Origin of the sequence: Actinoallomurus sp. NPDC052274, from assembly GCF_040679475.1 — a bacterium.
In the GTDB taxonomy this organism is placed as follows: domain Bacteria; phylum Actinomycetota; class Actinomycetes; order Streptosporangiales; family Streptosporangiaceae; genus Actinoallomurus; species Actinoallomurus liliacearum.
Map to the genome: position 1 here is coordinate 67,138 of NZ_JBFAUT010000026.1, position 25,889 is coordinate 93,026.

Below are 25,889 nucleotides of genomic sequence, written 5' to 3' on the forward strand. Positions count from 1 at the left end.
CCCGGCGATGACGAAGATCCTCCTCATCCTCCACGTACTCGCGGCGGTCATCGCCGTAGGCCCGGTCACCGTCGCGGGCAGCATGTTCCCCGCGGCGGTCCGCAGGGCCACCGGCCCATCCGACGGGAAAGAAGCCGTCGCCGCCGTACGGCTCCTGCACCGTATCTGCCGTGTCTACGCCGTCGTCGGCCTGGCCGTTCCCGTCTTCGGCTTCGCGACCGCCGGCAGCCTGCATGTCCTGGGCACCCCCTGGCTGGTCGTCTCCATCGTCCTGACCGGCCTCGCCGCCCTCGTACTCGCGCTGCTGATCCTCCCCGCTCAGGAGACCGTCCTCGCCGACCTGACCCGCACCGATTCCGGTGCCGCTACGGCGGCGGCACGTCTCGAGCCCGCGCGGATCAGGCGGCTGGCCATGCTGACCGGCACGTTCAACCTGCTGTGGGCCACGGTCACCGTCCTGATGATCGTCCGCCCCGGCTCCACCACAGGAGTGTGACCCCATCGCCGCGCCCACGACACCGGCACCACGGCACGTCCGTAGGCCGCTGCGCGTCTCCGCGACCGTAGAACTGGTCAGCCTCGCCATCCTGCTCCTCAACATGGCGACCGCGGACGTTCAGGAGATCGCCGCGCTCTTCGGTCCCATTCACGGCATCGCCTGGCTCTTCAGCATCTTCGCCACCTGGCGCGACCCGCGCCGGACCATCGGGATCACGGTATGCGCCGCCGTCCCCGGCATCGGCGGCATGCTCGCCCTTCGCGCGCTGCAGCGCGCCGACGAGCGTGCCCGGAACCAGAGCGCGTGTGCGGATCCCGCGCACTCCGGGTGGCACGCCGCTCCACGCGGGACACGAGGGCGCTCATGAGGACACCGTTCAGTGCACAGCGGCCGGACTACCGTCGCCGCCCCGACGCGGCTCCGCCCCCGGTCCAGCAGGCCACAGCCGTGCGCGCGGCGGCGACGGCGGCGATCAGACCGGGCGGCCGAACGTCCTCACTGCTGACCACGGCGGCCCCCACCCTCGTCTTCGTGGTGGCCGACGGCGTCAGCGGACTGCGGGCGGCCTTGATCGCGACCACCGTGACCGGTGTCCTCATCCTCGGTTGGCGGCTGCGTGCCCGGCAGCACGTCGCGCACGCGGTCCTCGGCGCACTCCTCGCCCTGGTCTGCGCCGCCGTGGCGGCGGGCACCGGGCAGGCGAGAGGCTTCTTCCTCCTCCCCATGCTGGTGCCGGCGGCGGCGACGGCGGGATGCCTCCTGTCCATCCTCGCCGGCCGCCCCCTCGCAGGCCTGGTCGCGAACCGGATCGTGGGCGGCCCGCCGGATTGGCGTTCGCGCCGGCCGCTCCATCGCTTCTACCTGCGGACGACCCTCCTCATCGCCCTGGCGAGCGGCGCGAGCCTGACGGCGCAGGTGGCCCTCTACCGTCTCTCCGCGGTCGCCTGGCTCGGGATCCTGCACGTCCTCATGGCGCCGCTGTGGGCCGGCATCACGGCCGCCTCGATCGTCCTGTCCCGCATGGCCGTGACCCGCTACCGGAATACGGCCGACGCGGACGTTCCACGTCCGCCGGCAGAGGACCGCTGATCGAGGACGCCGCCGACCGGGTCAGGGCAGGCGCAACCGGTCGACGGCGTCGCGGCGCTGCCGTTCGGGGCGGCGGTCATAACGCGCCGTGGTGGCCGGAGAGGCGTGGCCGACGAGCTGCTGGGCGGTGGCCAGATCGACTCCGGCGTCCAGCAACTCGCCGATGAAGGTCCGGCGGAAGTCGTGCGGCGTGTGCGGTGGGACGCCCGCCTGGGCCAGCCGGCGGGCGAGGATGCCGGCGATCGCCTGGCCCGTGGGGTGGGCCAGGGCGCCGTCCCGGATCCGGCACCGGCCGACCCGGCTGATCGGCGGGAACAGCGCTCCGGGCCCGCGGCCGCGAACGGCGATCCAGGCGTCCAGGCGGATCGCCGCCTCGACCGTCACGTAGACGAGCCGCTCCTTGTCGCGCTTGCCGCGTACCCGCAGTGACCGCTCCGCCGGGTCGTAATCGCCGATCGCCAGCCCGGCGATCTCTCCGCGCCGGGCGCCGGTGGTGTACAGGACGGCGAGCAGCGCGGCGTCACGCCGCCCGGCCGGTGAGGGGTCGGTGTCGCACACGGCCAGCGCCGCGCCCAGGGAGCGGTCCGGGATGTGGTGACCGCGCGGCAGCCGGGACCCCTCCACCGACTTCAGGTCGACGGCACGCTGATAGTCCTCGGCGGTCATCAGCCCGAGCCGCCAGCACTCGCGCAGGACCTGCCGCAAGGCCACCAGATGCTTGTTGATCGACGACGGCGAGTAGGCCGGCCGCCCGTCCTCACTCGTCCGGGCGCGCAGTTCGGCGCGGATGCGCGTCGTGTGCTCGTAGCGGAGCAGCCACCACGGGCGCCCGGCCCCGGTCACGGTGTCGTCCATGGCGATGATCCGGGCGATCCGGTCCAGGCAGCCGCGCATCGTCCGCCGCGACTGCTCGCTGTCGAGCCGGTCCAGATAGACGCGGTACGGGTCGCGCTCGGGGTCGTACGCCGCCGGCAGACCGGGAGCCCCCCAGTCGTGCAGCGCGCGTCCGTCGCTCATCGACAGCCGGACCGGTGGGCCGACCCGGTCGATCCGATGAGGGCCCGGTGCGCTCGCCTGCGGTTCGTCTTCGATCATCGACGGACCATCCTGTCATCCGACGGCGGCCTTCTTCGAGTGGTGTGCCTTTCGCCCTCCAGGGGGTGTCACCGTCTTCAAGCTCAGCGCCTTGCGCTGAGGGGGCGAACGTGCGGTGCCGGCCCCTCCCCCGACCATCGACGCGTACATTTGTTCCTAGTGAGTGTACATTTGTCCACATGACGCCCATCGAACCGCCGTCGGCGGATCCTGCCGAGGGAGAGACGGCTACGGGTCCGGGGCGCCGTTCCGCGGCCGGGTCGGGCCGGGTGCGGCGGACTCGCCGGTACGACCCGGACCGCAGGACGCGCATCCTGGACGCCGCCCTCGACGTGATCGCGGAGTACGGGTTGGCCGGGACGACCCACCGGCACATCGCCACGGGTGCCGACGTGCCGCTGGGGTCGGTCACCTACCACTTCTCCAGCCTGGTCGATCTGCAGGCGCAGGCGTTCGCCCGGTACGTGGAACTGCAGTCCGCGCACTTCGAGAGGCTGTTCGAGGACGTGCGAACGCATGAGCAGTTCGTCGAGGTCCTGGTCGATCTCGTCCACGGAGGCCCTGCCCGGCACCGCGGCGCGGTCCTCGGATTCGAGCTCCACCTGGCCGCGCTCCGCGACCCCGACCTGCGCGTCCTGACAGAAGCGTGGACGCGGGAGAGCCGGGCCGTACTGGCCCGTTTCACCAGCCCGGACGATGCCGCGCGCCTGGACGCCCTGCTGGAGGGAATGATCATGCATGCCCTGCTGGCGACGGCGCCGGAGCCGCGCGAGGTGACGCGGGCCGCGATCGCCCGGACTCTCGACCCCACCGACGGAACGGCCGGGTGACCGGTGTGGCCGGCCCTCCCCCACCGGGGCGCGAAGTGACGGCCGGCGCCGGCGACGTACTGACAGCCAAGACAGACAAAGGAGACCTCCATGTCCCGCACTTCGCCTCTGCTCGCGGTCACCGACGCAGAGCTGAACGACCTGCGTTCTCGGCTGCTCGGCACGCGGTGGCCGCTCGCCTGGCCCATGAGCGGGTGGGGTGCCGGCACCGAGGCCGGCGAACTGCGGCGGCTCGTCGCGTACTGGGCCTCCGGCTATGACTGGCGCGCGCACGAAGCCGAGATCAACGCTCTTCCGTCCCATTTCGCGGACATCGATGGAACTCCGGTCCACTACCTGCGCTTCGACGGCGAACGCCCCGGCGCCCTGCCGATCGTCCTGACCAACGGGTGGCCCAGCTCCTTCCTCGAACTGGTCGGCCTGGCCGACCGGTTGGCCACGCCGTCGCGGTACGGGGGCGACGCCGCCGACGCGTTCACCGTGATCGTCCCCTCGCTGCCCGGATTCGCCTTCTCGCCACAGCGACCCTCGCTCACGGACCCGCCGCAGACCCACGAGCTCTGGCACCGGCTCATGCACGACGAACTCGGCTTCGATCGATACGCCGCCCACGGAGGCGACCTGGGCGCCGGAGTCACCTCGCGTCTCGGCGAGGCCCACCCCGAAGCACTCGTCGGCATTCACCTGCTCGCGATCGCCAATCCGATCGCCTACGACGCCGCCGGCCTCACCCCGGAGGAACAGGCGTACCTCGACTCCGTCGCGGCGTGGACCACGGAAGAGGGGGGATACCAGCACCAGCAGAGCACCCGCCCCCTCACCCTGAGCCTCGGACTGGCCGACTCACCGGCCGGGCTGCTCGCCTGGATCGTCGAGAAGTACCGCGCGTGGAGCGACTGCGGAGGCGATCTGACTTCCCGGTTCAGCGACGACTTCATCCTGACCCAGGCATCGCTCTACTGGTTCACCGAGACCATCTCCACGTCGTTCCGTCCCTACTACGAGTACGCCAATGGACTGACGCGGCGCGTGGAACGGGTCGACGTCCCCACGGCGCTCGCCCTGTTCCCGGCCGACCTCAGCCGGCCGCCCCGCAGCTGGGCCGAGCGCACCTACAACCTCACCCGGTACACGCGCATGCCCCGGGGCGGACACTTCGCCGCCCATGAGGAACCGGACCTGCTCGCCCGCGACATCACCGACTTCTTCCGCGCCTACCGCTGATCATCGCCCCCGAGCGCGGGGGGACGGACGCCGGCGGCGTTAGGCAACTTCGGGTGCGACGTGGCACTATCTCGCAGGTGACCAGCAGACCCGCCGCCGCGCAGAACCTGAGCGACCTCGCGCGGCTGCGCCGTGTCCGCGACCGGATCGACCGGGAGTACGCGCAGCCGCTGGACGTCGAGGCACTCGCCCGCGGCGTGCACATGTCGGCCGGGCACCTCAGCCGCGAGTTCAAGCGCGCCTACGGCGAGTCGCCGTACGCCTATCTCATGACACGGCGCATCGAACGCGCGATGGCACTGCTACGCCGCGGCGACCTCACCGTCACCGAGGTCTGCTTCGCGGTCGGCTGCTCATCGCTGGGCACCTTCAGCACCCGCTTCACCGAACTCGTCGGAACGCCCCCCAGCGTCTACCGACGCCAGGCACCCGGCGCGGCCGCAGGGATCCCGTCATGCGTGGCCAAACAGGTGACCAGACCGATCAGGAATCGAGAAGCGCCGGTCAGCGGGCCGCAGCTAGCGTGACGGCCATGAATTTCGCCGTTCATCCCGGCTTCCTCGCCTACGACGAGCAGGTGCTCCAGGATCGATGAGTGCCGCCCCCCGCTCCCCGTACCGCCGGTTCCGCGTCTACCCGTGCCGTGTCCAGGCCTGGCGCGAGGTGAACGAACCGCCTGACCGCGAGCCGATGCGCGACGGCCGCCGGCCGGTCTGACGCCTCGGCCGGGCGACGCCGGCGGAGAGCGTGCAGCCGGGCCCACCCGAACAGATGGAGACACGATGAGCATTGCCACGAGAACGGACACGCAGCCGCCTGCGCCGCACGTCGCCGACAGCCACGGTCTGATCCGCGTGCACGGCGCGCGCGCGAACAACCTCAAGGACGTCAGCGTCGAGATCCCGAAGCGTCGGCTGACGGTGTTCACCGGCGTCTCCGGCTCGGGTAAGAGTTCGCTGGTGTTCGGCACGATCGCCGCGGAGTCGCAGCGGCTGATCAACGAGACTTACAGCGCATTCGTGCAGGGCTTCATGCCGACGCTGGCGCGGCCCGAGGTCGACGTGCTCGACGGGCTGACGACCGCGATCATCGTCGACCAGCAGCGGATGGGCGCCGATCCCCGCTCCACGGTCGGCACCGCCACCGACGCCAACGCGATGCTGCGCATCCTGTTCAGCCGGCTCGGGCAGCCGCACATCGGCTCGCCGCAGGCGTTCTCCTTCAATGTCGCCTCGATCAGCGGGGCGGGTGCGGTCGCCCTGGAGCGCGCCGGACGCACAGTGAAGGAGAGTCGCAGTTTCAGCATCACCGGCGGCATGTGTCCGCGCTGCGAGGGCCGGGGCTCGGTCAACGACATCGACCTGACCCAGTTGTACGACGACAGCAAGTCGCTCAACGAGGGCGCCCTCACGATCCCCGGCTACAGCAAGGACGGGTGGTACGGCCGCATCTTCAGCGGTTGCGGCTTCTTCGACCCGGACAAGCCGATCCGCAAGTTCACCAAGAAAGAGCTGAACGACCTGCTCTACAAGGAGCCGACCAAGATAAAGGTCGAGGGGATCAACCTCACCTACGAGGGTCTGATTTCGAAGATCCAGAAGTCGATGCTGTCCAAGGACGTCGATTCGCTGCAACCGCACGTCCGTGCCTTCGTGGAGCGAGCGGTCACCTTCACCACCTGTCCCGAGTGCGAGGGCACCCGGCTCAGCGAGACGGCCCGCTCCTCGAAGATCAAGGGGATCAGCATCGCCGACGCCTGCGCGATGCAGATCAGCGACCTCGCCGAGTGGGTGAAGGGCCTGGATGAACCGTCCGTCGGGCCGCTGCTCGAGGCGTTGCGGGAGACCCTCGAGTCGTTCGTGGAGATCGGGCTGGGCTACCTCTCGCTCGACCGGCCGGCGGGCACGCTGTCGGGCGGCGAGGCTCAGCGCACCAAGATGATCCGCCACCTCGGCTCCTCGCTCACCGACGTCACCTACGTCTTCGACGAGCCGACGATCGGGCTGCACCCGCATGACATCCAGCGGATGAACGACCTGTTGCTGCGCCTGCGGGACAAGGGCAACACCGTGCTGGTCGTGGAGCACAAGCCGGAGGCGATCGCGATCGCCGACCACGTCGTCGACCTCGGCCCCGGCGCCGGTACGGCGGGCGGCACCATCTGCTTCGAGGGCACCGTCGAGGGACTGCGGGCGAGCGGCACCATCACCGGCCGCCATCTCGACGACCGGGCGGCCCTCAAGGAGAAGGTACGGACCTCCACCGGCACGCTGGAGATCCGCGGCGCGGCGACGCACAACCTCCAGAACGTCGACGTCGACATCCCCCTCGGGGTGCTCGTCGTGGTGACGGGCGTGGCCGGGTCGGGCAAGAGCTCGTTGATCCACGGCTCAGTCTCCGGACGCGACGGGGTGGTGTCGGTCGACCAGACCCCGATCCGCGGCTCGCGACGGAGCAACCCGGCGACCTACACCGGACTGCTCGACCCGATCCGCAAGGCGTTCGCGAAGGCCAACGGCGTGAAGCCGGCGCTGTTCAGCGCCAACTCCGAGGGCGCCTGCCCGAACTGCAACGGCGCCGGCGTGATCTATACCGACCTGGCGATGATGGCCGGCGTCGCCATCCCCTGCGAGGAGTGCGAGGGGAAACGGTTCCAGGCATCGGTGCTGGAGTATCACCTCGGCGGCCGCGACATCAGCCAGGTGCTCGCGATGTCGGTGACCGAGGCCGAGGAGTTCTTCGGCACCGGCGAGGCGCGCACCCCGGCCGCGCACGCCATCCTCGGCCGGCTCGCCGACGTCGGGCTCGGCTACCTCAGCCTCGGCCAGCCGCTCACGACGCTGTCCGGCGGCGAACGGCAGCGGCTCAAGCTGGCCACCCACATGGCCGAGAAGGGCGGCGTCTACGTCCTGGACGAGCCGACCACCGGTCTGCACCTCGCCGACGTCGAGCAGTTGCTCGGCCTGTTGGACCGGCTCGTCGACTCCGGCAAGTCGGTCATCGTCATCGAGCACCACCAAGCGGTCATGGCGCACGCCGACTGGATCGTCGACCTCGGCCCCGGAGCCGGCCATGACGGTGGCCGGGTCGTCTTCGAGGGCACACCCGCCGACCTCGTCGCCGCCCGCTCCACTCTCACCGGTGAGCACCTCGCGGCCTACGTCGACGCCTGACTGAGGTTCTACCGGACACCGTGGAACGAGTTCTCGCACATTGCGGGAAGCCCCCGGGGACTGAGAAGCCCCGGGGGAAGGGCCGCTTGCGGCACTTTTCTCGTCTTCGTCCCGCTGTGCGGTCGGCTCGGTGTACCCGGCAGGACGAGACGGCGGTGTTCTCCCGAACGTGACCCCAGCCGCAAGGTAGCGATGAGCTAGATCACGAATGCGGTTCGTGATCGTCACGGGTTGGCGGTACGACGCGGTAGGGCGTGCGGGGCGCTCGATCGTGGTCCTCATCCTCGGGGAATGGATCGAGCGAAGGGTGCGCGCGGGTGCGTCGGGAGTGGGAGCCGGAAGATCTGATCGCCGCGTGGACGTTGCTGGACGGCGACTGGCGGCTGGTGGGCAACAAGACCGGCGCGACGCGCCTGGGTTTCGGCCTGTTGCTGAAGTTCTTCGAGATCGAGGCCCGGTTCCCGCGGCGTGCTGGGGAGATCCCCAAGGCCGCAGTGGACTATGTGGCCGGGCAGGTGAAGGTCGATCCGGAGCTGTTCGCGGAGTACCGGTGGACGGGCCGGACGATCGAGTACCACCGTGCTCAGATCCGGGAGGCGCTGGGCTTTCGGGAGGCGACCCGGGCCGATGAGGAGTCCCTGATCGACTGGCTGGCCATCGAGATCTGCCCGGTGGTATTGGCCGATGAGGGCGTGCGGGCGGCGATGCTGGCCCGCTGCCGGAAGCTGAAGATCGAGCCGCCGGGCCGTATCGAGCGGATCCTTGGCGGCAGCCGGGCCCGGTTCGAGAAGGCGTTCTGCGCCCAGGTGGTGGCCCGGTTGTCAGCGGAGACGGTCGCCGGGCTGGAGGAGTTGGCGACCGGCCGGGACGGATTCCTGGCCGAGCTGAAGTCCGACCCGGGGCGGTTGGGTCTGGAGACGCTGCTGGAAGAGATCGTCAAGCTGCAGCGTGCGAAGACGCTGGGCTTGCCGGCGGACCTGTTCGGCGGGTTCTCCGACAAGCTGGTGGCGGCGTGGCGGGCCCGCGCCGCGGCCTCGCACCCATCAGACTTCGCCGCCAATCCGCAGCCGATTCGGTTGACACTGCTGGCGGCGCTGGCCTGGTGCCGCACCGCCGAGATCACCGACGCCCTGGTGGACCTGCTGATCGGTCTGATCGCCAAGATCAACACACGGGCCGAGCGCAAGGTCGAAAACGCGATGTTCGCCGAGGCCAAGAGAGTGCACGGCAAGAACAGCAAGCTGTTCTCCATCGCCGAGGCGGCATTGGCACGGCCGGATGAGACGGTCCGCCGGGTGGTCTACCCGGTGGTGAACGAGACGACGCTGCATGCGCTGGTGGCCGAGGCCAAGGCCGACCAGCGGGCCTACAAGGCCCGGGTTCGTACCGTGCTGACCAGTTCTTATTCCTCCTACTACCGGCGGATGCTGCCCAAACTGCTGGCCGCGATCGACTTCAAGTGCAACAACACCGCCTACCGGCCGGTGATGGACGCACTGGACCTGCTGGCCCGATACGCCGACGTGTCGAACAAGATCCGCCACTACGACGGCCTGGAGAAAGTCCCGACCGCCGGCGGGGTCCCGGACGCGTGGCTGGAGGCGATCGTGGACGAGGACAGGCAGATCGAACGCGTCCCCTACGAGCTGTGCGTGCTGGTGGCACTGGCCCGCGCGCTACGCCGCCGGGAGATCTACGTCGCCGGCGCCAGCCGGTGGCGCAACCCCGAAGAAGACCTGCCGGCCGACTTTGAAGACAACCGCGACGTCCACTACGAGGAACTGCGCCAACCGCTGGACGCCGGCAAGTTCATCGCCGCGATAAAGGAACAGATGCGCACCGCCATCACCGCGTGCGCGACCGCCGTCAGCAAGGGCCGCTCGGGCGGGACAAAGGTCAAGACCCACCGCGGCGAGCCACGCTGGCACGTCCCCGACCTCGGCAAGCTGGAGGTCCCGGCCAACCTGCGGGCCCTGCACGCCGAGGTCCAGGCCCGCTGGGGCGTGATCGACCTGCTGGACTTCCTCAAGGAAGCCGACTTCGTTACCAAGTTCACCGACGCGTTCACCACAGTCGCGACCAGGGAGAACACCCCACGCGACGTCGTCCGCAAACGGCTGCTGCTGGTGCTGTACGCGCTCGGCACCAACATCGGGATCAAACGAATCGCGGCCGCCGGCCGCCACGGCGAGACCGAGGCCGCGCTGCGTGCGACCAGATACCTGTTCGTCAACCGCGACAACCTGCGCAAGGCGATCGCCACCCTGGTCAACGCCACGCTGAAGATGCGTGATGAGGCCTGGTGGGGCACCGGAACCGCGTGCGCGTCGGATTCGAAGAAGTTCGGGTCCTGGTCTTCGAACCTGATGACCGAGTACCACGTCCGCTACGGCGGCCACGGCGTGATGATCTACTGGCACGTCGAGCGCAAGTCGGTGTGCGTGTACTCCCAGCTGAAGTCGTGTTCGGCCTCAGAGGTCGCCGCGATGATCGAGGGCGTGCTGCGGCACTGCACCGACGCGGCGATCGATCGGCAGTACACCGACACCCACGGCCAGAACCTGGTCGGGTTCGCCTTCGCTCATCTGCTGGGCTTCAAGCTGCTGCCGCGGATGAAGAACATCGCTCATCAGAAGCTGGCCCGCGCCGGCGCCGACGACGAAGTCCCCGCGTGCCTGGCGGGCATGACGTCGGACCGCACGATCGACTGGGACCTGATCGCCCAGCAGTACGACCAGATGGTCAAGTACGCCACCGCGCTACGGCTCGGCACCGCCGAGGCCGAACAGGTGCTGCGCCGCTTCACCCGCGGCGGCCCCAAGCATCCAACCTACCGGGCGATCGAGGAGCTCGGCCGTGCGGTCAAGACGGTGTTCATCGCCGAGTACATGGCCTCCGAAGGCCTGCGCCGGGAGATCCACGAGGGCCTGCAGGTGGTGGAGAACTGGAACTCGGCCAACTCCGACCTGTTCTACGGCAAGGACGGCGTGCTGACCGGCACCGACCGGGAGAACCAGGAGACCTCCATGCTCGCCCTGCACCTGCTGCAGTCGGCCCTGGTCTTCGTCAACACCATCCTGGTCCAGTCGGTCCTCAAAGACCCCGAATGGGCGGGCCGGCTCACCGACGCCGACCGGCGCGCGTTGTCCCCGCTGTTCTGGTCCCACGCCAACCTGTACGGAACCATCGAGATCGACATGGACACCCACCTCGACCTCGGCCTCGCCGCATGACCCTGACCAGATTGTAGGATTGCTTAGACTTCCTGTGCGGACGCCGTGGAGAGGCGTCGTTGGACGGTCGCAGCGCAGGTTGCTCAGGCGACCGCTTGTCCGGCTTGTGGACAGCGGCGCCTGGCGGCTTCTTCGTGCAGGTCGTCCAGCCGAGCGGCGAGCCGGTCGTGCACCGCGACCAGCTCGCCGATGCGCCGCCGCAGCAACGCGAGCCGCTGCTCGAAGACCTCAACCTTCGGGCCGGGGTCGGCGCAGACGCGATCACCGAACAGCTCGTCGCCGAGACATTCCCCGACCGCCCGCAGGTCCTCGCTGGTCAGCCCGGACGCCAGCAGCAGCCGGATGTTGTCCACCACGCGCTCGGCCTCGGGGCTGTACTCGCGGTACCCGTTCGCCGACCGCTGGGGACGCAGCAGCCCCTGCTCCTCGTAGTAGCGCAGCGCACGCGTCGTCGTGCCCGTCGCCTGCGCCAGCTCCCCGATGCGCATACCGTCACCTCTCCCTTCGCCGGTGAGGTCAACGCCGCGCGACGCGCCCGTCATCCCAGCGTCTCCGGTGCCTCGGCCGGTTCGGCGGCGGGCAGGGCGGCCGCAGACCTGTAGTGCTCCGCCAGGGCGACCGCCCAGCCCAGCGCGGCGACGGCCGCGCCCGCCGCCGGCGTCCAGCGTAGGCCCGGGCCGAGGTCGATGACGCGCCCGCCAAGCCAGCCGCCGAGCGCGATGCCCATGTTGAACGCCGAGCTCTGCACGGTGAGCGCCAGCGTCCGCGCACGGCGGGACGCCACCTCGATCATGCGCGTGTTCACCGCCGGGATCACCGCGTAGTACGCCGCGCCGAACAACAGCAGGAACACAGTCGCCCCGGCCCGCTCCCCAGCCAGCAGGCCGAGTCCCAACAGCGACACCGCCAGCGCGGCCATGCCCGCGACGATGGCGCCGGTCACCGACCGGTCGGCGAGGCGCCCTCCGGCCAGGCCACCGACGGTCCCGCCCGCGCCGAACAACAGCAGCAGGACGGTCACCGCCGTAGCGCTGAATCCGGCGACCCCGGTCAGCAGCGGTGTCACGAATGTATAGGCGGTGAACGCCCCGGCCGCGCCCAGCACCGTCACCGCGATCACCGCCTGGACCCGCCGGTCGGCCAGAACCCGCAGCTCGGCCGCGCGGCCGCCAGGTCCACCTGCCGGGGTGTCCGGGACGATCGGCGCGACCAGCGCGAGCGCCACCGTCGCCAGCGCCACCATCGCCCAGAACGTCACCCGCCAGCCCAGCCAGTGGCCGAGCGCGGTACCCAGTGGCAGCCCGGCGATCAGCGCGAGGCTGAACCCCAGCGACACCCGCGCCACTGCCGAGCCCTGCCGCTCCGGCGGCGCGACATCGGCGGCCACCGCGAAGAACAACGGCATCAGCGCCGCATGCGCCAGCGCCGCCGCGATCCGTCCCGCCGCCAGCAAGGCGAACGAGGGGGCGAGTGCGGCCGCCGCGTTGCCCGCCACGAACAGGAGCATCAGCGCGACGAGCATCCGCCTGCGCCGTGTCCGCCCCGCCGCTAGGGAGAGCAGCGGACCACCCACCACCACGGTGGCGGCGAACGCGCTCACCAGCAGTCCCGCTGTGGCCAGCGAGACGCCCACCGACTCGGCTATCTCCGGCAGCAGCCCCGCGATCATGATTTCTCCGGTGCCGAAGGTGAACGCGCACAGCGTTAGCACCGCCAGGGCCCGGGAGTGATTCGTGGTTCCCATGCCGCTAAGCCTTGGCCTTCACGTCGGCGTCAAGGTCAAGGCCAAACTCCTATCCGTGGCGTAGACCGCACCACGGCCTGCATACCTCAGTGGATAACTCTCGTTATCCACTGAGTTCGACTAGAATCTCAGCGGATAATGACGCCGTGGCGGATCCGCTCGCCGGTGAAACTCAGCGGATAAGAAGGAGACTCCCGGCATGGCCGCCCCAGTCGTCCCTCTCCGCCCCGATCGACATGATTCGCTCGCGGCCGCCAAGGTCGCGCTGAGCGCGCTGGACCGGCATCTCGGCCGGTGCAAGCTGGCCGCCAACACGATTAAGGCCTACAAGCGGCAGGCTCGCGCCTACCTCACCTGGCTGACCGAGCACGCCGCCAACTACCCCGACGCGTTCGCCGACCTGGTCGGCGCCGAGGCCGCCGTCACCGTCTGGCGCCGGTACCTCATCACCCGCCGAGCCTCCCCCGCGACCGTCAACCAGGCCCTGGCCGCCGTCACTCTGCTGTACGAACAGGCCAGCCTGCGCATCGCCGTCAAGCGCGCCCGCGTTCCCAAGCCCGGCGAACCCGACGCCCTCACCGCCGCCGAGCAGGGCGCCGTCGAACGCGCGGCCGCCCGCCGCGGCGCCCGCGACGCGGCCATCGTAACCGTGCTGCTGCATGCCGGAGCCCGGGTGGAAGAATGCGCCCGCCTCGACCTGGAGGACATCGCCATCACCCCCCGCACCGGCACTGTCCGCCTGCACGGCAAGAGCGACGAGGTCCGCACCGTCCCCCTCCCGGCGATCGCCCGCAGCCGCATCACGGACTGGCTGGACGAGCGCGGCCGAGAGGTCGGCCCGCTGTGGACCGGCCAGCGCGGTCGGCTCACCGACTCCGGCATCGCCCAGGTCGTCCTGGCCGTCGGCAAGGCGGCGGGCATCGAAGGCTTGCGCCCGCACCGGCTCCGCCACACCTTCGCCACTCGGCTCCGCCAGGGCGGCGCCGACCCTGCCCAGGTCCAGGCATTGCTCGGTCACTCGTCCCTGGACACCTCGGCGCGGTACTTCCGCGCCGGACCTGCCGAGACCGCTGCCGTCGTCGAGCGAGTCTTCGACCGGTAGAGGCACCGCGACCTACCTTGCGGCTGGGGTCATGTTCGGGAGAACACCGCCGAGACGGCAGGGCCGAGACCAAGGTCCCGACAGCCGATGAAAGCGGGGCTGTGGTCAGGAGGTTTCCGGTCGGGTGCCGTGCGTGTCCGCAGCCGGTGCTGACGGCGGCGGTTTCGGCGGGTCCGGCTCACTACCTGGAGGGTGGCGCCTTGCAGGGCGGTCACACCGCGGAGTGTGTGCGGCAACGGTGCAGCCGCCAGTGGTCGGGGCGCGGGTGCAGATCCACTCTCCTCCGCCGGGTCCGGTCACGATCCGTCAAGGTGGCGCAGCAGGTCGATGAACGCGGCCTGCTGCTCGGCGAGCACGGGCCGGACGTCGAGGGGCGGCCCCAACCAGGAGGCGTCGGTCATCGTGTCCTCTCAGTGTTCGGCGCTGCTGGTGCGCCGGGCGACGGTGACACGATCCATGCCGATGACGGGCTCCCCTGCCGACGCCCCTGGTCTGGGAGGAGCCGGCTGCCGGAGTCCGTCATCGCCCTGGCTGCCGACCACGGCGCCCCGTGATCCGGCTCCACGTCCGCCTCCAGTGTTGCCCGGCCCGGCGGCCGGGAATAGCCGGCGGGCGTCGTACCTCCAGGCGACCGATGGGCGTCAACCGGCGACACGCAATCCCTGACGAGTCGAGGAACCACAAGCGTTCAGTGACTCGTAACAGCCGCCCTTCCTGAAGGAGTAGTTCCTCGCGCATGTCGAGAAGGGGAGGCGACCTCCCAGGCCGCCTCGATCATCTGGAAGATCTCGTTCACCGCGGCCTCCGGATCGGCCGCCTCACGGGCCAGCGAGTAGGCGTCGATCACGAACCTCGCGATCGTCCGGCAGGCCGTTGGGCTCTGTGGCAGGTCGGGATCGGCAGCGATGGCCGCCGCGAGCGACTCCGCATGGCGCAGCCGCATCGACTCCTCGTACTCCCGCAGGGCAGGTGATTCGTCGATCATGCGCCAGATCGGGGCGGCGCCGTCCGCCGTGCAATGTCGCACCAGGGCCTGGATCTCGCGGCGCAGCGCGGGGATGAGCGACTCGTGCGGGGCCCGGCCGGTGACCGCCTGCGTAAGGCGTTGCTCGAAGTCCTCGTCCTGCTCGAACACCAGGGCCTCTTTCGAGGCGAAGTGGGAGAAGAGCGTGGTGACGGCGACGTCGGCCTCAGCGGCCACGTCACGGATGCCCACCGCGTCGTACCCGCGTTCCAGGAAGAGTCGCAGGGCGGCATCGGCGATCTTCTGGCGGGTCGCGGCCTTCTTGCGCTCGCGGCGTCCGGGCGGCACGGTCATACGCTAACACTACCAAATGCAAAGTCATAACCGTTTCAAAACGCTAACTGTTAGTGCTACGGTCGGCGGCATGAAGAAAGTGAGCTTCGCCGAGTTCGGCGGTCCGGACGTTCTGCAACTCATCGACGCCGAGGAGCCCCACGCGGGCCCCGGTCAGGTACGCATCGCCGTGCGGGCGGCCGGCGTGAACCCCGTCGACTGGAGGATTCGTGAAGGCCAGAGCCTGAAAGCCCATCCGATCGAGCTGCCCTCCGGAGTCGGGATCGACGCCTCCGGGGTGGTGGACGAGCTCGGCGAGGGCGTCGAAGGTGTCGAGATCGGCGACCACGTGTTCGGTGAAGGCTCGAGCACTTATGCCGAGTTCGCCGTGCTGTCGGCCTGGGCCCGTATGCCCGAGGGTCTGACGTTCGAAGAGGTGGCCGGGTACCCCTCTGTGGTGGAGACCGCGCTGCGCATCATCCGCCAGGTCGGTGTGCGGGCCGGGCAGACGCTGCTGGTCAGCGGTGCGTCCGGCGGAGTCGGATCGGCGGTGCTGCAGATCGCCCGCGACCGCGGCATCACGGTGATCGGCACGGCTGGGGCCGCGAACCAGGACTATCTGCGTAGCCTGGGCGCCCTCGCCACGACGTACGGCGAGGGCTGGGTCGAGCGGGTGCGGCAGCTCGGCCATGTCGACGCGGCCCTCGACCTGGCCGGCTCGGGCGTGATCCGCGAGCTCGTCGAGCTGACCGGGGATCCGCAGAAGGTGATCTCCATCGCCGATCTCGGTGCTCCGGAGCTCGGGGTCCGATTCTCCGGCGTGGCCGGGAGCGTCCCGGAAGCGCTCGCCGAGGCCGTCGGGCTCATCTCGCGACGAAAGCTCCACATCCCGGTCGAGAAGTCGTACCCGCTCGCCGAGGCCGCTGCGGCGCACATCGACAGCCACGCCGGCCACACGCGCGGACGCCGGGTCATGATCGTCTGAGTCGTTTCCTGCGCGGTTGCCCGGCTGATCAAAGGTTTCGCCGATGGCGGGGCGAGGCTCATCGGCCGGGCGACCATCGTCGGCCTCGCCTCCGGAGCCGACCTGATCCGGCTACTGAACGGGGGTTGAGGAACATCGGAACGAAAACCGGCGGTAAGGCGCCGTCGCTCCTGGTGAGCGTCCGGCGGGCTTACGACATCGGACGAGCTCCGAAGTCTTGGCACAGATAACGCTCTATTATCTGCGGCATCGCTGATCGCGGCCTGTGTCGATGAAGCTCGGAGGTCGACTTCCGGCCGCCGGCGCGCCGGTCGTCCGACGGGCGCGGTCGCGTGGGATGCAGGCCGTCGACGCCGTTGCCGCTGCGCTCGAGACCGACCCCACCCTGGCAGAGGAAGACCGATGCCGCCGGGACCTGGATCTCCTCGCCGAGCTGCTACGCCAACTCCGGCCGCTGGCCCGCCAGGCCGAGGCGGAGCTGGAACGCCGCCACCTGACATCCACCCCGGCAATCGCACACAAGGCTGCCTGGCTCGGGCACACCATCCGGTGGCCCCGGATGAGCTGGAGGCATTGTCCGGGCGGAGCCTCGAGATCGCCGCTCGCATCACCGCGGCGGCCCTCCCGGACTGGAACACGCCGCGGCGCATCCGGGAACGCTCACAGCGTCTGCTGCCATCCTCCGGGGAGCTAGAGGAGATCGCCGAGCGACTGCGCGATGCGATCAAGCTCTCCCTGAGCCTGGCCTATCCGGACCGGAGGCGGTGCGGTTGGCGGAGCTGGCCGACCAGATCACCGCCGGCACCCGCCGCCGGCGGCACCACTGCGCGGCGCCCAGCTGCGATCGCGAGTTGGAACCCGCAACCACCGGCCGGCCTCGCCTGTACTGCGGACCGACCTGCCGACAACGCGCCCGCCGCCGACCGCCGACGCCGACCACCCGAGGTGGCCGACCACCCGAGGTGTAGGACGCGGAGCCCTTCAGCAGGAGGGTGCTCTGAGCGGCGATGCACCCGGATGACATGCCCAGAGCATGCACCGAACCGGCAAGGTGAACGCCCAGGCCGGCCAGCGGTCGACGCAGGCTGCCACTCAACACCGGCACTCACTCTCGAGTACTGACACTTTCGTGTCGCCTACTGACGCTCTCGCGTCGCCGTCACTGACATCTTCGTGGCGCGGACCGCTGACCTTCTCCCGCCGCTTGGCACTCGGTCTTCTGCCAAGTGCCACGAGAGTGTCAGTGGGTTGTGCCGCGAGAACGTCAGCGACCTGGGTCACTCGCTCTCGGGCCCTTTGGCCGGCGCGGGCTTGATGGCGGTGAGGGCCCTCCACTCGGTGCGACCAAGTGAAAAGTAGCTGTGTGTAACTGTCGCTACCGAGTTGGACTCCACACCGTCGGGCGAAGACCGGCGCATCGGCGGGGGTGCGGGACGCCGTCGAGCGCAGAGCTCGGCGCGCAGGCTGCTAACGATTTCGGTCTGTGGCGTTATGTGCCGATCGACGGACCGTTTCCTTGTGGCCCCCGTCAGGACGGGGCTGTCTTCCGCGTGCGGAGGACAAAAACAGGGGTTGGAGCCTCAGATGAGTCGAATCCGAAACCGGGTGGACATCACCTCGTTCGGACACAAGCACAACGGCCCGCAAGGCGGCGCTCCCACAGCACATGTGGGGCTGGACCTGAGGGAGCACTTCCACGACAAGGGCGTTGATCCGATGCTGGACGAGCTGACGGCACGTGACGCCAGGATCCGCACTCTGGTGATGGCCACCCCGGGTATCCGGAGCGTGGTGATCGCCACCGTTGCCCAGGTGGAGGCATACCTGGAGTGCCCGTACGCGCGTTCCTCAGTTGTCGAGGTCGCCGTCGGCTGCTCAAATGGCCACCATCGGGCTCCCACATCGGCGATGGCGCTGCGGGCCATCTTGACCGGCGACGTCGAGGCGGCCGAAGCGCTGAACGTTCGTGATCTTGCCGAGCGGTTCGTCGACCGTGGGTTACAGGTCACGCTGACCCACCGCGACCTGGACAAACCGGCCATCAACTGACGCCATCCTCGCGGAGGCGTCAGAAGTAACAGAGAGGGGCCGGTCCCCTCTCACCTGAAACAAGCCCCGGCTCCGCGCATGGCTACCTAACCTGTGCGCGGAGCCGGGGTGCACGCCACCCCTTGCCCGGTCAACGGGATCGCAGGGCCCTGCGCGCGTCTCGGCAGCGGCAGTTACACACAGCTACTTTTCACTTGGTCGCACCGACCCGAGTGGAGAGCCGTGAGTCTCGCCCGGGCGCCGTACCTTCCGAGAACGACGCCTTCTCGGGACCGGCGACCGGGCCGAGCTTCCGAGAACGCGCGCCAGCGACGCCGTACGGCCTGCTCACGACTTCCGAGAACAGGGTGGCGCCTGCCTGGCGCTACTGACGTTCTCGCGGCACACCCACTGACATCCGGTGGCACGACCCACTGACGCTCTCGTGGCACTTGGCAGCTCCCCCGCGCTGGTGGACCCAGGTCGGCGGTAACTCAGGTTTCCGGTCCCCCCCTTTGGGGGCCCGGTAGCAATCGCGGAAAATCCAACGAACCTATGTCTGACCTGCGCTGACGCGCTGTCGGGGGCTGATCACTCGCTGGAGGCTGCCGCTGTTGCTGCCTGTTCGTCGTGTTCGCGGAGCAGGCGCATGACGGTGGCAGGTGAGGGGTGCCGGCCTTTCTTCTTGCCCTTGGTGATGACGAGCCGGGCGGCGATCTCACGGAGGCTGTGGTCCTGCTCGCGCAGGTGCAGGGCCATGGAGAGCATGGCGGTGCCGCCGTCACCGAGTGTTGATCGCCGCCGCATCGAACTGGCGACTCTGGCCGAGGAGCTGAAGGCGAGCGACGTCGACCTGGAGCCGAGCCGGCCTGGGCGAAGAAGCTGAGCGACGAGGACCGGCGTGGGCTGACCGCGCTGTTCTGGTCGAACATCAACCCGTACGGCACGTTCCGCCTCGACATGAACAAGCGCCTCGACCTATCGGGCGTGACCATTCCCGGTCAGCGTGCCGCCGTGAGCGAGCGAGCAGAGGCAGCCCCCGCCACCCGCTGAGCAGAATGATCACTCACCCAATGAGTAGACAGTGTCTACGAATGCACGGTAGACACTGTCTATGACTGATGAGAGCTCCCTTCGGGAGCGGTTGATCGATGTCGGGGTCGACCTTGTGCTGACCGAGGGCTCCGCGGCCGTGGGCCTGCGGGAAATAGCCCGTCGAGCGGGGGTGTCGCACGGGGCGCCGCGTCGGTACTTCCCCACGCACCACGCGCTGCTTTCGGCTATCGGCCGTCGCGGCTTCGAGGATCTCGCAGCCATGTTCGAGGCCGCGGTCGCCGGCACGACCACACCGCGCGGCCAGTTGGAGGCTCTCGCGCGGGCGTACGTTGGGTACGCACTGGAACGCCGCGGCATGTTCGAACTCATGTGGCGGCACGACCTGCTCGACGGCGCGGCGCAGGCATCGGACCAACCGAGGCTGCGCGAGTCGACCCTCCCGCTGTTCGGGCACTTCACCGGACTCGTCGCCCGATGCCTATCGGAGAGGGAGGCCGCGCGACGCGCCGACGGGCCGAACGAGGCCGGACCGCCGCCTGCGGTGACCGCCGCCGCCCTGTGGTCGAACCTGCACGGCATGGCCCAGCTGTTGGCCTGGGGCAGCTTGCAACTCGCCCTCGGCGCCTCACCGCTGAGCGGTGACCCCGGCGACGACCAACGCGACCGGCTCATCGCGGCAGTTCTGGACGCCCATCTCGGCCCGGTGACCTCATGACCGCCCCCGCACCGCGGCAGATTGCACTTCTGGTCAGCGTGGTCGGCGCGGTGATCGTCGCACTGGACGGAACCATCCTGCTCATGGCGCAGCCCGGCATGCAGCGTCATCTCGGCGCGAGCGTGGCGCAGATCCAGTGGACGAGCACCGGCTATCTGGTCGCCGTGGCCGCGTTGCTTGTGATCGCCGGGCGCCTCGGGGATCGGTACGGGCACCCGCGCCTGCTGTTCGTCGGCGTCCTCGGTTTCGGGGCTGCCTCGGCCGGGATCGCGCTCGTGCCGGGCGTCGGCTGGGTGATCGTCCTGCGCGCGGTGCAGGGCGGGTTCGCCGCGTTCCTACAACCTGCGACGCTCGCGCTGCTACGGCTGGCGTATCCCGCGGACCGGCTCGGCAAGCCGATCGCCATTCGCACCAGCGCGATCGCGGTGGCGGCAGGGTCCGGTCCGCTTGTGGGCGGTTTTCTCGTGGCTCATCTGGGATGGCGCGCCGTCTTCTGGGTCAACCTGCCCCTCGCGTTCGTCATCGCCGTCCTCGCCCTCGCCGTACGGAGGCCGGCACCTCAACGTGCCAACTCTCCACGGCTCAACCTCACCAGCGCGGGCCTGCTGGCGGTCGCGCTCGCAATCCTGGTCCACGCCTTGGCCGATGTACCCGCGCGGGGGTGGACCGCCGCGCCGACGCTGCTCGACTTCCTCGCCGTCATCGGCGTCGCAACGGTGCTCGCCTGGCACGAACGCCGCACCACGCACCCGATCGTTCCACCAGCCGTAGCGCGGTCCGTGCCGGTGACAGCGTCGATGGCGATCCTGCTGGTCACCACCGCCGGCCTGTTCGGCGCGCTGTTCAGGGCCACCTTCTACCTCCAGGACGTACTTCGACTCGATCCACTCGGCAGCGGTCTGCGCGTGCTCCCGCTGACCGTGCTCATGGTCCTCGGCTCACCCGCCGCGGTTGCCGCACTGCGCCGGTACGGTGCGCGCCGCACCGCGATCGCCGGTACGGTCCTCGTCGTGGTCGGCATCGCGGGGCTGTCCCGGCTCGGTCCCGCCAGCACATGGATGGCCATGGCTGCAGCCTTTGCCGCCATCGGTGCCGGGTTCGCCACCGTGCTGGTCACCGCCACCGGGACCGTCGTCGGTGACGCGCCGCCCGGGTACGCCGGGATCGTCAGCGGACTCAAGCAGACCGCCATGAATATCGGGCCGACCCTCGGCATCGCCGTCGCGGCCAGCGCAACCGGCACGGCTGCGTCAACCACGAGCTCCACTCTGCTGATCCTGGCCGCACTCGCCGCTCTCGGCCTGCTGCCCGCGTCGCGGCTGCCCCGGCGCCCGGCCTACCAGGAAGGAGACGACACGACCGCCTCACGCCCGGCGCAAGCGCCAACACCACAGGCGGCACCAGCTCGACACACAAACAGTTGAGCAACCGCCGAACACACCCAGACTGATCCGGTCATATATCAGACCGATCTTCAGTGTCGGCAAACGATCGTCTTGACGCTCGGCGCCGACCTGCGCGAGCGCGGCATCGGGCTGCACGTGATCGAGCAGGGCATCGACACGTCCACAATGGAGGGACGGGCGATGTTCGGGATGCTGTCCGTGCTGGCCGAGCTCCAGCGCGAACTGATCGTGGCGAACACCAACGACGGGCTTGCCTCCGCCCGCGCCCGGGGCCGAGTTGGCGGGCGCCGGCCGAAGCTCACCGAGGACCAGGCCGCGCTCGCCCAACGGCTCCACGACCAGCGAGAGAAGACCGTCCAGCAGATCGCCGACATGTTCAGCGTGCCAAGGTCGACGGTGTACGGGCACCTTGAAAGACCAAGACCGTGCCCCGCCAACCCAAGAAGACCGCCGCCCCGAAGTCCTGAAATCAACCAGCGGGTTACTTTGCCCCTGGGGACAGAGCTGGGAGTCCGGGGCCGAGACCGTTGAACGGGGCAGATCGTGTCGTCGAGCCAGTCGAAGATGCGCGCCACCGACCCGAACACGTCCCCTGGATCGACCCCGACCCATCCGGCCTGACGAACGGCCCGGTGTCAGCGGCTTCACCGATCAGAAATCCTCCGCCACGTCGTCAGTTCTCGTAGCCCCTCGCCACCCGCGGAAGGATTGACGACCATGACCGACGCCAGACTGCTAGGCGACGACGAGGCCGCGTTCATCGCGGCGGCCCGCTCAAATGACGCAGCACAGTTCGCGCTCATCACGGAGCGCTACCGGCGTGAGCTGCACGTGCACTGCTACCGGATGCTCGCGAACTACGAGGACGCCCAGGACATGACGCAGGAGACGTTCCTGCGGGTGTGGAACAAGCGGGAGTCGTTCAAGGGCCACGCTGCGCTGCGGACCTGGCTGTACCGGATCGCGACGAACGCCTGCCTCGACTTCCTGGAGAAGCGCAACGACCGCACACCCGTGCCTGCCGAGCTACCGGGCGCGGGCTCGGAAGTGTGCTACCTGCAGCCCTACCCGGACCGGATGCTCCCGGAGGACCCGCAGGAATCGGTGGTGGCGCGGGAGACGATCGAGCTGGCGTTCATCGTCGCCGTCCAGCACCTGCCGCTGCGGCAGCGGGCGGTGTTCATCTTGCGTGACGTCCTCGGCTGGCCGGCGTCGAAGGTCGCCGACGCCCTCGAGCTGACCGTCGCATCGGTGACCAGCGCACTGCAGCGGGCGCGCGTGACGATGCGCGAGCAGCTGCCCGACCGCCGCCTCGACTGGCGGAGCCCTGCCACGCACGAGCTGTCGGATGACGAGCGCGGCGTGGTGAAGTCGTATATCGACGCCCATGAGCGCAACGACCTCGACGGGCTGATGGCCCTGCTGCGCGACGATCTGCGCTTCGCGATGCTGCCCGAGCCGGGCACCTTGATCGTCACGGCCAAGGACGCGGTGGACGGCTGGGTCTCCGGTGGGCTCTTCCAGCGCGGCCACGACGACTGGCGCTGCATCGCCACGACGATCAACCGCATGCCTGCCGCCGTGCTGTACCTCCGCACCCCCGACGACCCGGAGTACCGTTTGTTGAACATCGCGGTCCTGCACATCGTCGACGGGAAGGTCGCCGAGCTCACCGGATTCGACGCCACCGACAAACCATGGCTGGGCCTGCCCGCGACGCTGTGATCAGACAAGTCCCCATCGTCGACGAGTCCAGCGCACGGGCCGGCGTCACCGAAGTCACCGCGGAATGAGCACCCTGACCAGCTGAACACTAATGCGGCAACGCGAACACCACCGCCCCGCCGGCGTTGCCGGCGGGGCGACTTCATGCCCGAGGAACATCGTCACGATCAACGAGGCCGTCGTCCTCATCTTCAGCGAGTCGGTCAACAGCTCACTCGGAACGCAAGGAAGGGCAGGGAAAAGGTTCCCTCATCGCCGAGGGTCACGGTGAGCACGCCAGGAAGGATTTCGACCTGGCCTTACGAGCCGAGCACTTGGCCGGTGCTCATCGCCTCGTCTCGTATCGGGTCAGCACCACGCCGCCGGGAAATGTCCGCGTCTCGACCAGGTTCAGGTTCACCCAGTTGTCCAGCGCGGTGAAGAACGGCGTGCCGCTGCCCACCAGGACCGGCACGGTGACCAGCGCGTACTCGTCGATCAGCCCGGCCCGCATGGCCGCCCCGGCGAGCGTCGCGCCGCCGATGTCCATCGGGCCGCCGTCCTCGGCCCTGAGCCGGGCGATCTCGGCGACCGCGTCGCCGGTGACCAGACGGGTGTTCCAGTCGACCGTGCTGGTCGTAGAGGAGAACACCACCTTCGGCGTGTCCCGCCAGCGGCCGGCGAACTCGATCGCCGCCGGTGTGGCACCCGGCTGCTTGTCGGCGGTCGGCCAGTGGGAACTCATCGTCTCCCACAGCTTGCGCCCGTACAGCGCCAGGCCCGTCGCGTCCACCCGGTCGGACCACCACTGGAACAGCTCGTCGCTCGGCACGCTCCAGCCGAGGTCGTCGCCGGTCGCAGCGATGTAGCCGTCCAGGGTCACGTTCATGCCGAAGATCAGTTTCCGCATCGTGCCAGCCTTCCGTGAGTCGATCTCACACGTACAGACGGGCGCGGCGCGGAAACCTGATCGGTGCGCGATCTGCGTCCGCAGGTAGTCCTCGCGTTCCAGACTCGGCACGGCGTACTCGGCGGGCTCGAGCACCACCGACCGGATCTCGATTTCACCCTCGCAAACGCCTGGTCACACAGCTACAGCGCCGGGCCCTCTCACCGCACTGGAGATCGCCAGCCCAGCGCGGTCAGCCGGGTGTGCGGGAGGCTGGTCGGATGGGCACGGTGCGGACGCTTCCGGTGCCGGCGGCCGCGATGGACGAAACCGAACGCGACAACATCCGCGAAGCCACCCTGGAGGGCCTGAACGCCGCCGCCCGCAAAGAAACCACGGCGGCCGGCCACCGGTGATCACCGAGGACATGCCGCACACCGTGCTCCGCCGACGCGCCCACGGCGAATCCGTCGAGGACATCCGCCCGGACCTGATCACCCCTACCGGCAAACGCAGAGGTCAGAACCCGAGCCTGGCCGGCATCTAGCGGGCACTGGCCGAGCGCGACAAGCACCAGCGCTACCCAGAGGCGGTCGAACAGGCACACACCGACTTCGCCGCCCTCCAGACGCGTACCTGACCAGCATCGACATGAGCCACGGCAGGTTCCTGGCATCTTCCGGCCCCGCCCCAAGAAGTAAGGGGCTACTCCTGCGGCCCGAAAGTCTCCTCGAACGAACAGCGCCGTGGGCAGGTCGGACAACGTCTGGATCCGCACCTAACCGAGTGCCGGCGGGTGTTCGGCTGGACGACGTCCCCAGGCCGAGATCAGTGGCGCGAGTGTCAGGTCGAGTTCGCCCGCGTGGATGGCGGCCAAGTGCGCGTCGATCTCGGCGTCGTCGGCCAGGCCGGCCGCGAGCAGCTCGCCGCGCACGTGTCGGATGGTCGCCGCCTCCAGCCGGTCGCAGGCCAGCCCGCCGACTGGGAAAGAGCCCGCCGCGGCGACATCTACCAAGCCGGCCGCTCGCAATGCCCGCGGCAGTGTCCGGCCGTAGCGCAGGTCCGCGCCGCGGCGCGTCAGCAGCTCCCGGACCGCGTCGCGCAGCCGGTTGGCCCGCCGCGCCGGGCCGCTGTCATCCAGGCATGCCAGTGGCTGGAGAGCGGTATCGGCGTCCTCGACCAGCAGCCAGCCGCCGGGCCGCAGCGCCGCCGCCATCGTGGCCAACGCCTGAGCCCGGTCGGGTACATGGACCAGCACGAGCCGGGCGTGCACCAGATCGAACGTCCCCGGCTCCGGAGGCGGATCAGCGGCGACGTCGTGCCGGCGCACCTCGTACCCGCCACCTGCCTTCAGCCACGACGGGTCGATGTCGGTGGCCAGCACGTGCCCGGTCGGACCGACGGCCGCCGCGAGCGCCTCCGGGATACTGCGGCCACCGGCCCCCACCTCCCAGCAGCGCGAGCCCACCCCGATCCCCAGTCGATCGAAGTGCCCCCGCGTCACACCGTCGAACAGCTCGGCCAGCCAAACGAATCGCTCGCCCGCCTCGGCACGCGCGTTGTCCAGCAGGTATCCGCGGGCGGGAGCGGACTCTCCACCGAGTGCGGTAGTCCCGTCTATCGGATCCGGTCGGCCACCGACGTGCGGCGGGCGGGGCGAGGAGGTCATCAACCACATGGTCACCTCCCCAGACCACCAACGCCACGACGACGGGAGAGGGGTATCTCACACGGCCACCGAACCCCGCACGTCCTACAGCACGGTTCTGCACCGTGACGCGCCGGAAGGGGTACATGTATTCGGCCCCCACAACCAGCGC

Annotated in this window: 23 protein-coding genes; 16 read left to right on the forward strand and 7 right to left on the reverse strand. The window is 69.5% G+C overall.

Annotated elements, in window-relative coordinates; translation table 11 throughout:
• Positions 1–7 precede the first annotated feature (7 nt).
• The 3 genes from AB0K82_RS22795 to AB0K82_RS22805 all read left to right on the forward strand — a co-directional run bounded on the left by AB0K82_RS22795 (position 8) and on the right by AB0K82_RS22805 (position 1,588).
• Positions 8–496 (forward strand): hypothetical protein, encoded by a 489-nt coding sequence (locus tag AB0K82_RS22795; RefSeq protein ID WP_364399857.1) that lies wholly within the window; start codon positions 8–10, stop codon positions 494–496.
• Positions 497–599: 103 nt separating this feature from the next.
• Positions 600–866, forward strand: coding sequence for a hypothetical protein (locus AB0K82_RS22800; protein ID WP_364399860.1), 267 nt, complete (start codon positions 600–602; stop codon positions 864–866).
• Positions 863–1,588 (forward strand): DUF3159 domain-containing protein, encoded by a 726-nt coding sequence (locus AB0K82_RS22805; protein WP_364399862.1) that lies wholly within the window; start codon positions 863–865, stop codon positions 1,586–1,588. Before AB0K82_RS22800 ends, AB0K82_RS22805 begins: the two co-directional genes overlap by 4 nt.
• 21 nt (positions 1,589–1,609) lie before the next feature.
• On the opposite strand, the gene AB0K82_RS22810 is transcribed toward AB0K82_RS22805, so the two are convergent.
• Positions 1,610–2,683, reverse strand: coding sequence for a tyrosine-type recombinase/integrase (locus AB0K82_RS22810; RefSeq protein ID WP_364399865.1), 1,074 nt, complete (start codon positions 2,681–2,683; stop codon positions 1,610–1,612).
• A 179-nt stretch (positions 2,684–2,862) separates the two neighbouring features.
• Here AB0K82_RS22810 and AB0K82_RS22815 point away from each other — a divergent pair, with 179 nt between their 5' ends.
• The 5 genes from AB0K82_RS22815 (at position 2,863) to AB0K82_RS22835 (ending at position 11,143) form a co-directional block, all read left to right on the forward strand.
• Complete coding sequence (locus tag AB0K82_RS22815) at positions 2,863–3,513, forward strand: TetR family transcriptional regulator (protein ID WP_364399867.1); 651 nt, start codon at positions 2,863–2,865, stop codon at positions 3,511–3,513.
• Between the two features lie 90 nt (positions 3,514–3,603).
• On the forward strand, positions 3,604–4,737 hold the full coding sequence (locus tag AB0K82_RS22820) for an epoxide hydrolase family protein (RefSeq protein ID WP_364399870.1): 1,134 nt from the start codon (positions 3,604–3,606) through the stop codon (positions 4,735–4,737).
• A 77-nt stretch (positions 4,738–4,814) separates the two neighbouring features.
• Positions 4,815–5,264, forward strand: coding sequence for a helix-turn-helix transcriptional regulator (locus tag AB0K82_RS22825; RefSeq protein ID WP_364399873.1), 450 nt, complete (start codon positions 4,815–4,817; stop codon positions 5,262–5,264).
• Positions 5,265–5,519: 255 nt separating this feature from the next.
• On the forward strand, positions 5,520–7,910 hold the full coding sequence (locus AB0K82_RS22830) for an excinuclease ABC subunit UvrA (protein ID WP_364399876.1): 2,391 nt from the start codon (positions 5,520–5,522) through the stop codon (positions 7,908–7,910).
• Between the two features lie 317 nt (positions 7,911–8,227).
• Positions 8,228–11,143, forward strand: coding sequence for a Tn3 family transposase (locus AB0K82_RS22835; RefSeq protein WP_364399879.1), 2,916 nt, complete (start codon positions 8,228–8,230; stop codon positions 11,141–11,143).
• 83 nt (positions 11,144–11,226) lie between these two features.
• Here AB0K82_RS22835 and AB0K82_RS22840 read toward each other — a convergent pair whose 3' ends face one another.
• The gene (locus AB0K82_RS22840) at positions 11,227–11,631 is read right to left on the reverse strand and encodes a MerR family transcriptional regulator (protein ID WP_364399882.1); all 405 of its coding nucleotides are present in this window, start codon (positions 11,629–11,631) and stop codon (positions 11,227–11,229) included.
• Positions 11,632–11,681: 50 nt separating this feature from the next.
• Positions 11,682–12,887 (reverse strand): MFS transporter, encoded by a 1,206-nt coding sequence (locus tag AB0K82_RS22845; RefSeq protein ID WP_364399885.1) that lies wholly within the window; start codon positions 12,885–12,887, stop codon positions 11,682–11,684.
• Positions 12,888–13,086: 199 nt separating this feature from the next.
• Here AB0K82_RS22845 and AB0K82_RS22850 point away from each other — a divergent pair, with 199 nt between their 5' ends.
• A complete protein-coding gene (locus AB0K82_RS22850; RefSeq protein WP_364399889.1) occupies positions 13,087–13,989 on the forward strand; it encodes a tyrosine-type recombinase/integrase in 903 nt (300 codons plus the stop codon).
• Between the two features lie 688 nt (positions 13,990–14,677).
• Here AB0K82_RS22850 and AB0K82_RS22855 read toward each other — a convergent pair.
• Positions 14,678–15,307: a helix-turn-helix domain-containing protein gene (locus tag AB0K82_RS22855; RefSeq protein ID WP_364399891.1), complete on the reverse strand. Its 630-nt coding sequence runs from the start codon at positions 15,305–15,307 to the stop codon at positions 14,678–14,680.
• A 70-nt stretch (positions 15,308–15,377) separates the two neighbouring features.
• On the opposite strand from AB0K82_RS22855, the gene AB0K82_RS22860 reads away from it, so the two are divergent.
• Both AB0K82_RS22860 and AB0K82_RS22865 read left to right on the forward strand, forming a co-directional pair.
• Positions 15,378–16,271, forward strand: a complete 894-nt coding sequence (locus AB0K82_RS22860) for an NADP-dependent oxidoreductase (protein WP_364399971.1) — start codon at positions 15,378–15,380, stop codon at positions 16,269–16,271.
• A 1,605-nt stretch (positions 16,272–17,876) separates the two neighbouring features.
• The gene (locus tag AB0K82_RS22865) at positions 17,877–18,320 is read left to right on the forward strand and encodes an ATPase (RefSeq protein ID WP_364399894.1); all 444 of its coding nucleotides are present in this window, start codon (positions 17,877–17,879) and stop codon (positions 18,318–18,320) included.
• Between the two features lie 570 nt (positions 18,321–18,890).
• Here AB0K82_RS22865 and AB0K82_RS22870 read toward each other — a convergent pair.
• Positions 18,891–19,106, reverse strand: a complete 216-nt coding sequence (locus AB0K82_RS22870) for a hypothetical protein (RefSeq protein WP_364399897.1) — start codon at positions 19,104–19,106, stop codon at positions 18,891–18,893.
• Positions 19,107–19,413: 307 nt separating this feature from the next.
• On the opposite strand from AB0K82_RS22870, the gene AB0K82_RS22875 reads away from it, so the two are divergent.
• The 4 genes from AB0K82_RS22875 to AB0K82_RS22890 all read left to right on the forward strand — a co-directional run bounded on the left by AB0K82_RS22875 (position 19,414) and on the right by AB0K82_RS22890 (position 23,201).
• Complete coding sequence (locus AB0K82_RS22875; RefSeq protein WP_364399900.1) at positions 19,414–20,070, forward strand: TetR/AcrR family transcriptional regulator; 657 nt, start codon at positions 19,414–19,416, stop codon at positions 20,068–20,070.
• Positions 20,067–21,494 (forward strand): MFS transporter, encoded by a 1,428-nt coding sequence (locus tag AB0K82_RS22880; protein WP_364399903.1) that lies wholly within the window; start codon positions 20,067–20,069, stop codon positions 21,492–21,494. The genes AB0K82_RS22875 and AB0K82_RS22880 overlap by 4 nt, the downstream gene beginning before the upstream one ends.
• A gap of 72 nt (positions 21,495–21,566) precedes the next feature.
• Positions 21,567–22,007, forward strand: a complete 441-nt coding sequence (locus AB0K82_RS22885; RefSeq protein WP_364399906.1) for a recombinase family protein — start codon at positions 21,567–21,569, stop codon at positions 22,005–22,007.
• A gap of 186 nt (positions 22,008–22,193) precedes the next feature.
• The gene (locus AB0K82_RS22890) at positions 22,194–23,201 is read left to right on the forward strand and encodes an RNA polymerase subunit sigma-70 (protein WP_364399909.1); all 1,008 of its coding nucleotides are present in this window, start codon (positions 22,194–22,196) and stop codon (positions 23,199–23,201) included.
• A 325-nt stretch (positions 23,202–23,526) separates the two neighbouring features.
• Here AB0K82_RS22890 and AB0K82_RS22895 read toward each other — a convergent pair whose 3' ends face one another.
• Positions 23,527–24,090, reverse strand: a complete 564-nt coding sequence (locus tag AB0K82_RS22895; protein ID WP_364399912.1) for a dihydrofolate reductase family protein — start codon at positions 24,088–24,090, stop codon at positions 23,527–23,529.
• Between the two features lie 260 nt (positions 24,091–24,350).
• On the opposite strand from AB0K82_RS22895, the gene AB0K82_RS22900 reads away from it, so the two are divergent.
• On the forward strand, positions 24,351–24,485 hold the full coding sequence (locus tag AB0K82_RS22900) for a hypothetical protein (RefSeq protein ID WP_364399915.1): 135 nt from the start codon (positions 24,351–24,353) through the stop codon (positions 24,483–24,485).
• Between the two features lie 362 nt (positions 24,486–24,847).
• On the opposite strand, the gene AB0K82_RS22905 is transcribed toward AB0K82_RS22900, so the two are convergent.
• Positions 24,848–25,738: a methyltransferase domain-containing protein gene (locus AB0K82_RS22905; protein WP_364399918.1), complete on the reverse strand. Its 891-nt coding sequence runs from the start codon at positions 25,736–25,738 to the stop codon at positions 24,848–24,850.
• Positions 25,739–25,889: the final 151 nt, after the last annotated feature.

Coding starts and splice junctions, on each gene's coding strand:
- AB0K82_RS22795 (WP_364399857.1), top strand. CDS start 8: ATGACGAAGATCCTCCTCATCCTCCACGTACTCGCGGCGGTCATCGCC.
- AB0K82_RS22800 (WP_364399860.1), top strand. CDS start 600: ATGGCGACCGCGGACGTTCAGGAGATCGCCGCGCTCTTCGGTCCCATT.
- AB0K82_RS22805 (WP_364399862.1), top strand. CDS start 863: ATGAGGACACCGTTCAGTGCACAGCGGCCGGACTACCGTCGCCGCCCC.
- AB0K82_RS22810 (WP_364399865.1), bottom strand. CDS start 2,683: ATGATCGAAGACGAACCGCAGGCGAGCGCACCGGGCCCTCATCGGATC.
- AB0K82_RS22815 (WP_364399867.1), top strand. CDS start 2,863: ATGACGCCCATCGAACCGCCGTCGGCGGATCCTGCCGAGGGAGAGACG.
- AB0K82_RS22820 (WP_364399870.1), top strand. CDS start 3,604: ATGTCCCGCACTTCGCCTCTGCTCGCGGTCACCGACGCAGAGCTGAAC.
- AB0K82_RS22830 (WP_364399876.1), top strand. CDS start 5,520: ATGAGCATTGCCACGAGAACGGACACGCAGCCGCCTGCGCCGCACGTC.
- AB0K82_RS22840 (WP_364399882.1), bottom strand. CDS start 11,631: ATGCGCATCGGGGAGCTGGCGCAGGCGACGGGCACGACGACGCGTGCG.
- AB0K82_RS22845 (WP_364399885.1), bottom strand. CDS start 12,887: ATGGGAACCACGAATCACTCCCGGGCCCTGGCGGTGCTAACGCTGTGC.
- AB0K82_RS22850 (WP_364399889.1), top strand. CDS start 13,087: ATGGCCGCCCCAGTCGTCCCTCTCCGCCCCGATCGACATGATTCGCTC.
- AB0K82_RS22855 (WP_364399891.1), bottom strand. CDS start 15,307: ATGACCGTGCCGCCCGGACGCCGCGAGCGCAAGAAGGCCGCGACCCGC.
- AB0K82_RS22860 (WP_364399971.1), top strand. CDS start 15,378: ATGAAGAAAGTGAGCTTCGCCGAGTTCGGCGGTCCGGACGTTCTGCAA.
- AB0K82_RS22870 (WP_364399897.1), bottom strand. CDS start 19,106: ATGCGGCGGCGATCAACACTCGGTGACGGCGGCACCGCCATGCTCTCC.
- AB0K82_RS22875 (WP_364399900.1), top strand. CDS start 19,414: ATGACTGATGAGAGCTCCCTTCGGGAGCGGTTGATCGATGTCGGGGTC.
- AB0K82_RS22880 (WP_364399903.1), top strand. CDS start 20,067: ATGACCGCCCCCGCACCGCGGCAGATTGCACTTCTGGTCAGCGTGGTC.
- AB0K82_RS22890 (WP_364399909.1), top strand. CDS start 22,194: ATGACCGACGCCAGACTGCTAGGCGACGACGAGGCCGCGTTCATCGCG.
- AB0K82_RS22895 (WP_364399912.1), bottom strand. CDS start 24,090: ATGCGGAAACTGATCTTCGGCATGAACGTGACCCTGGACGGCTACATC.
- AB0K82_RS22900 (WP_364399915.1), top strand. CDS start 24,351: ATGGGCACGGTGCGGACGCTTCCGGTGCCGGCGGCCGCGATGGACGAA.
- AB0K82_RS22905 (WP_364399918.1), bottom strand. CDS start 25,738: ATGACCTCCTCGCCCCGCCCGCCGCACGTCGGTGGCCGACCGGATCCG.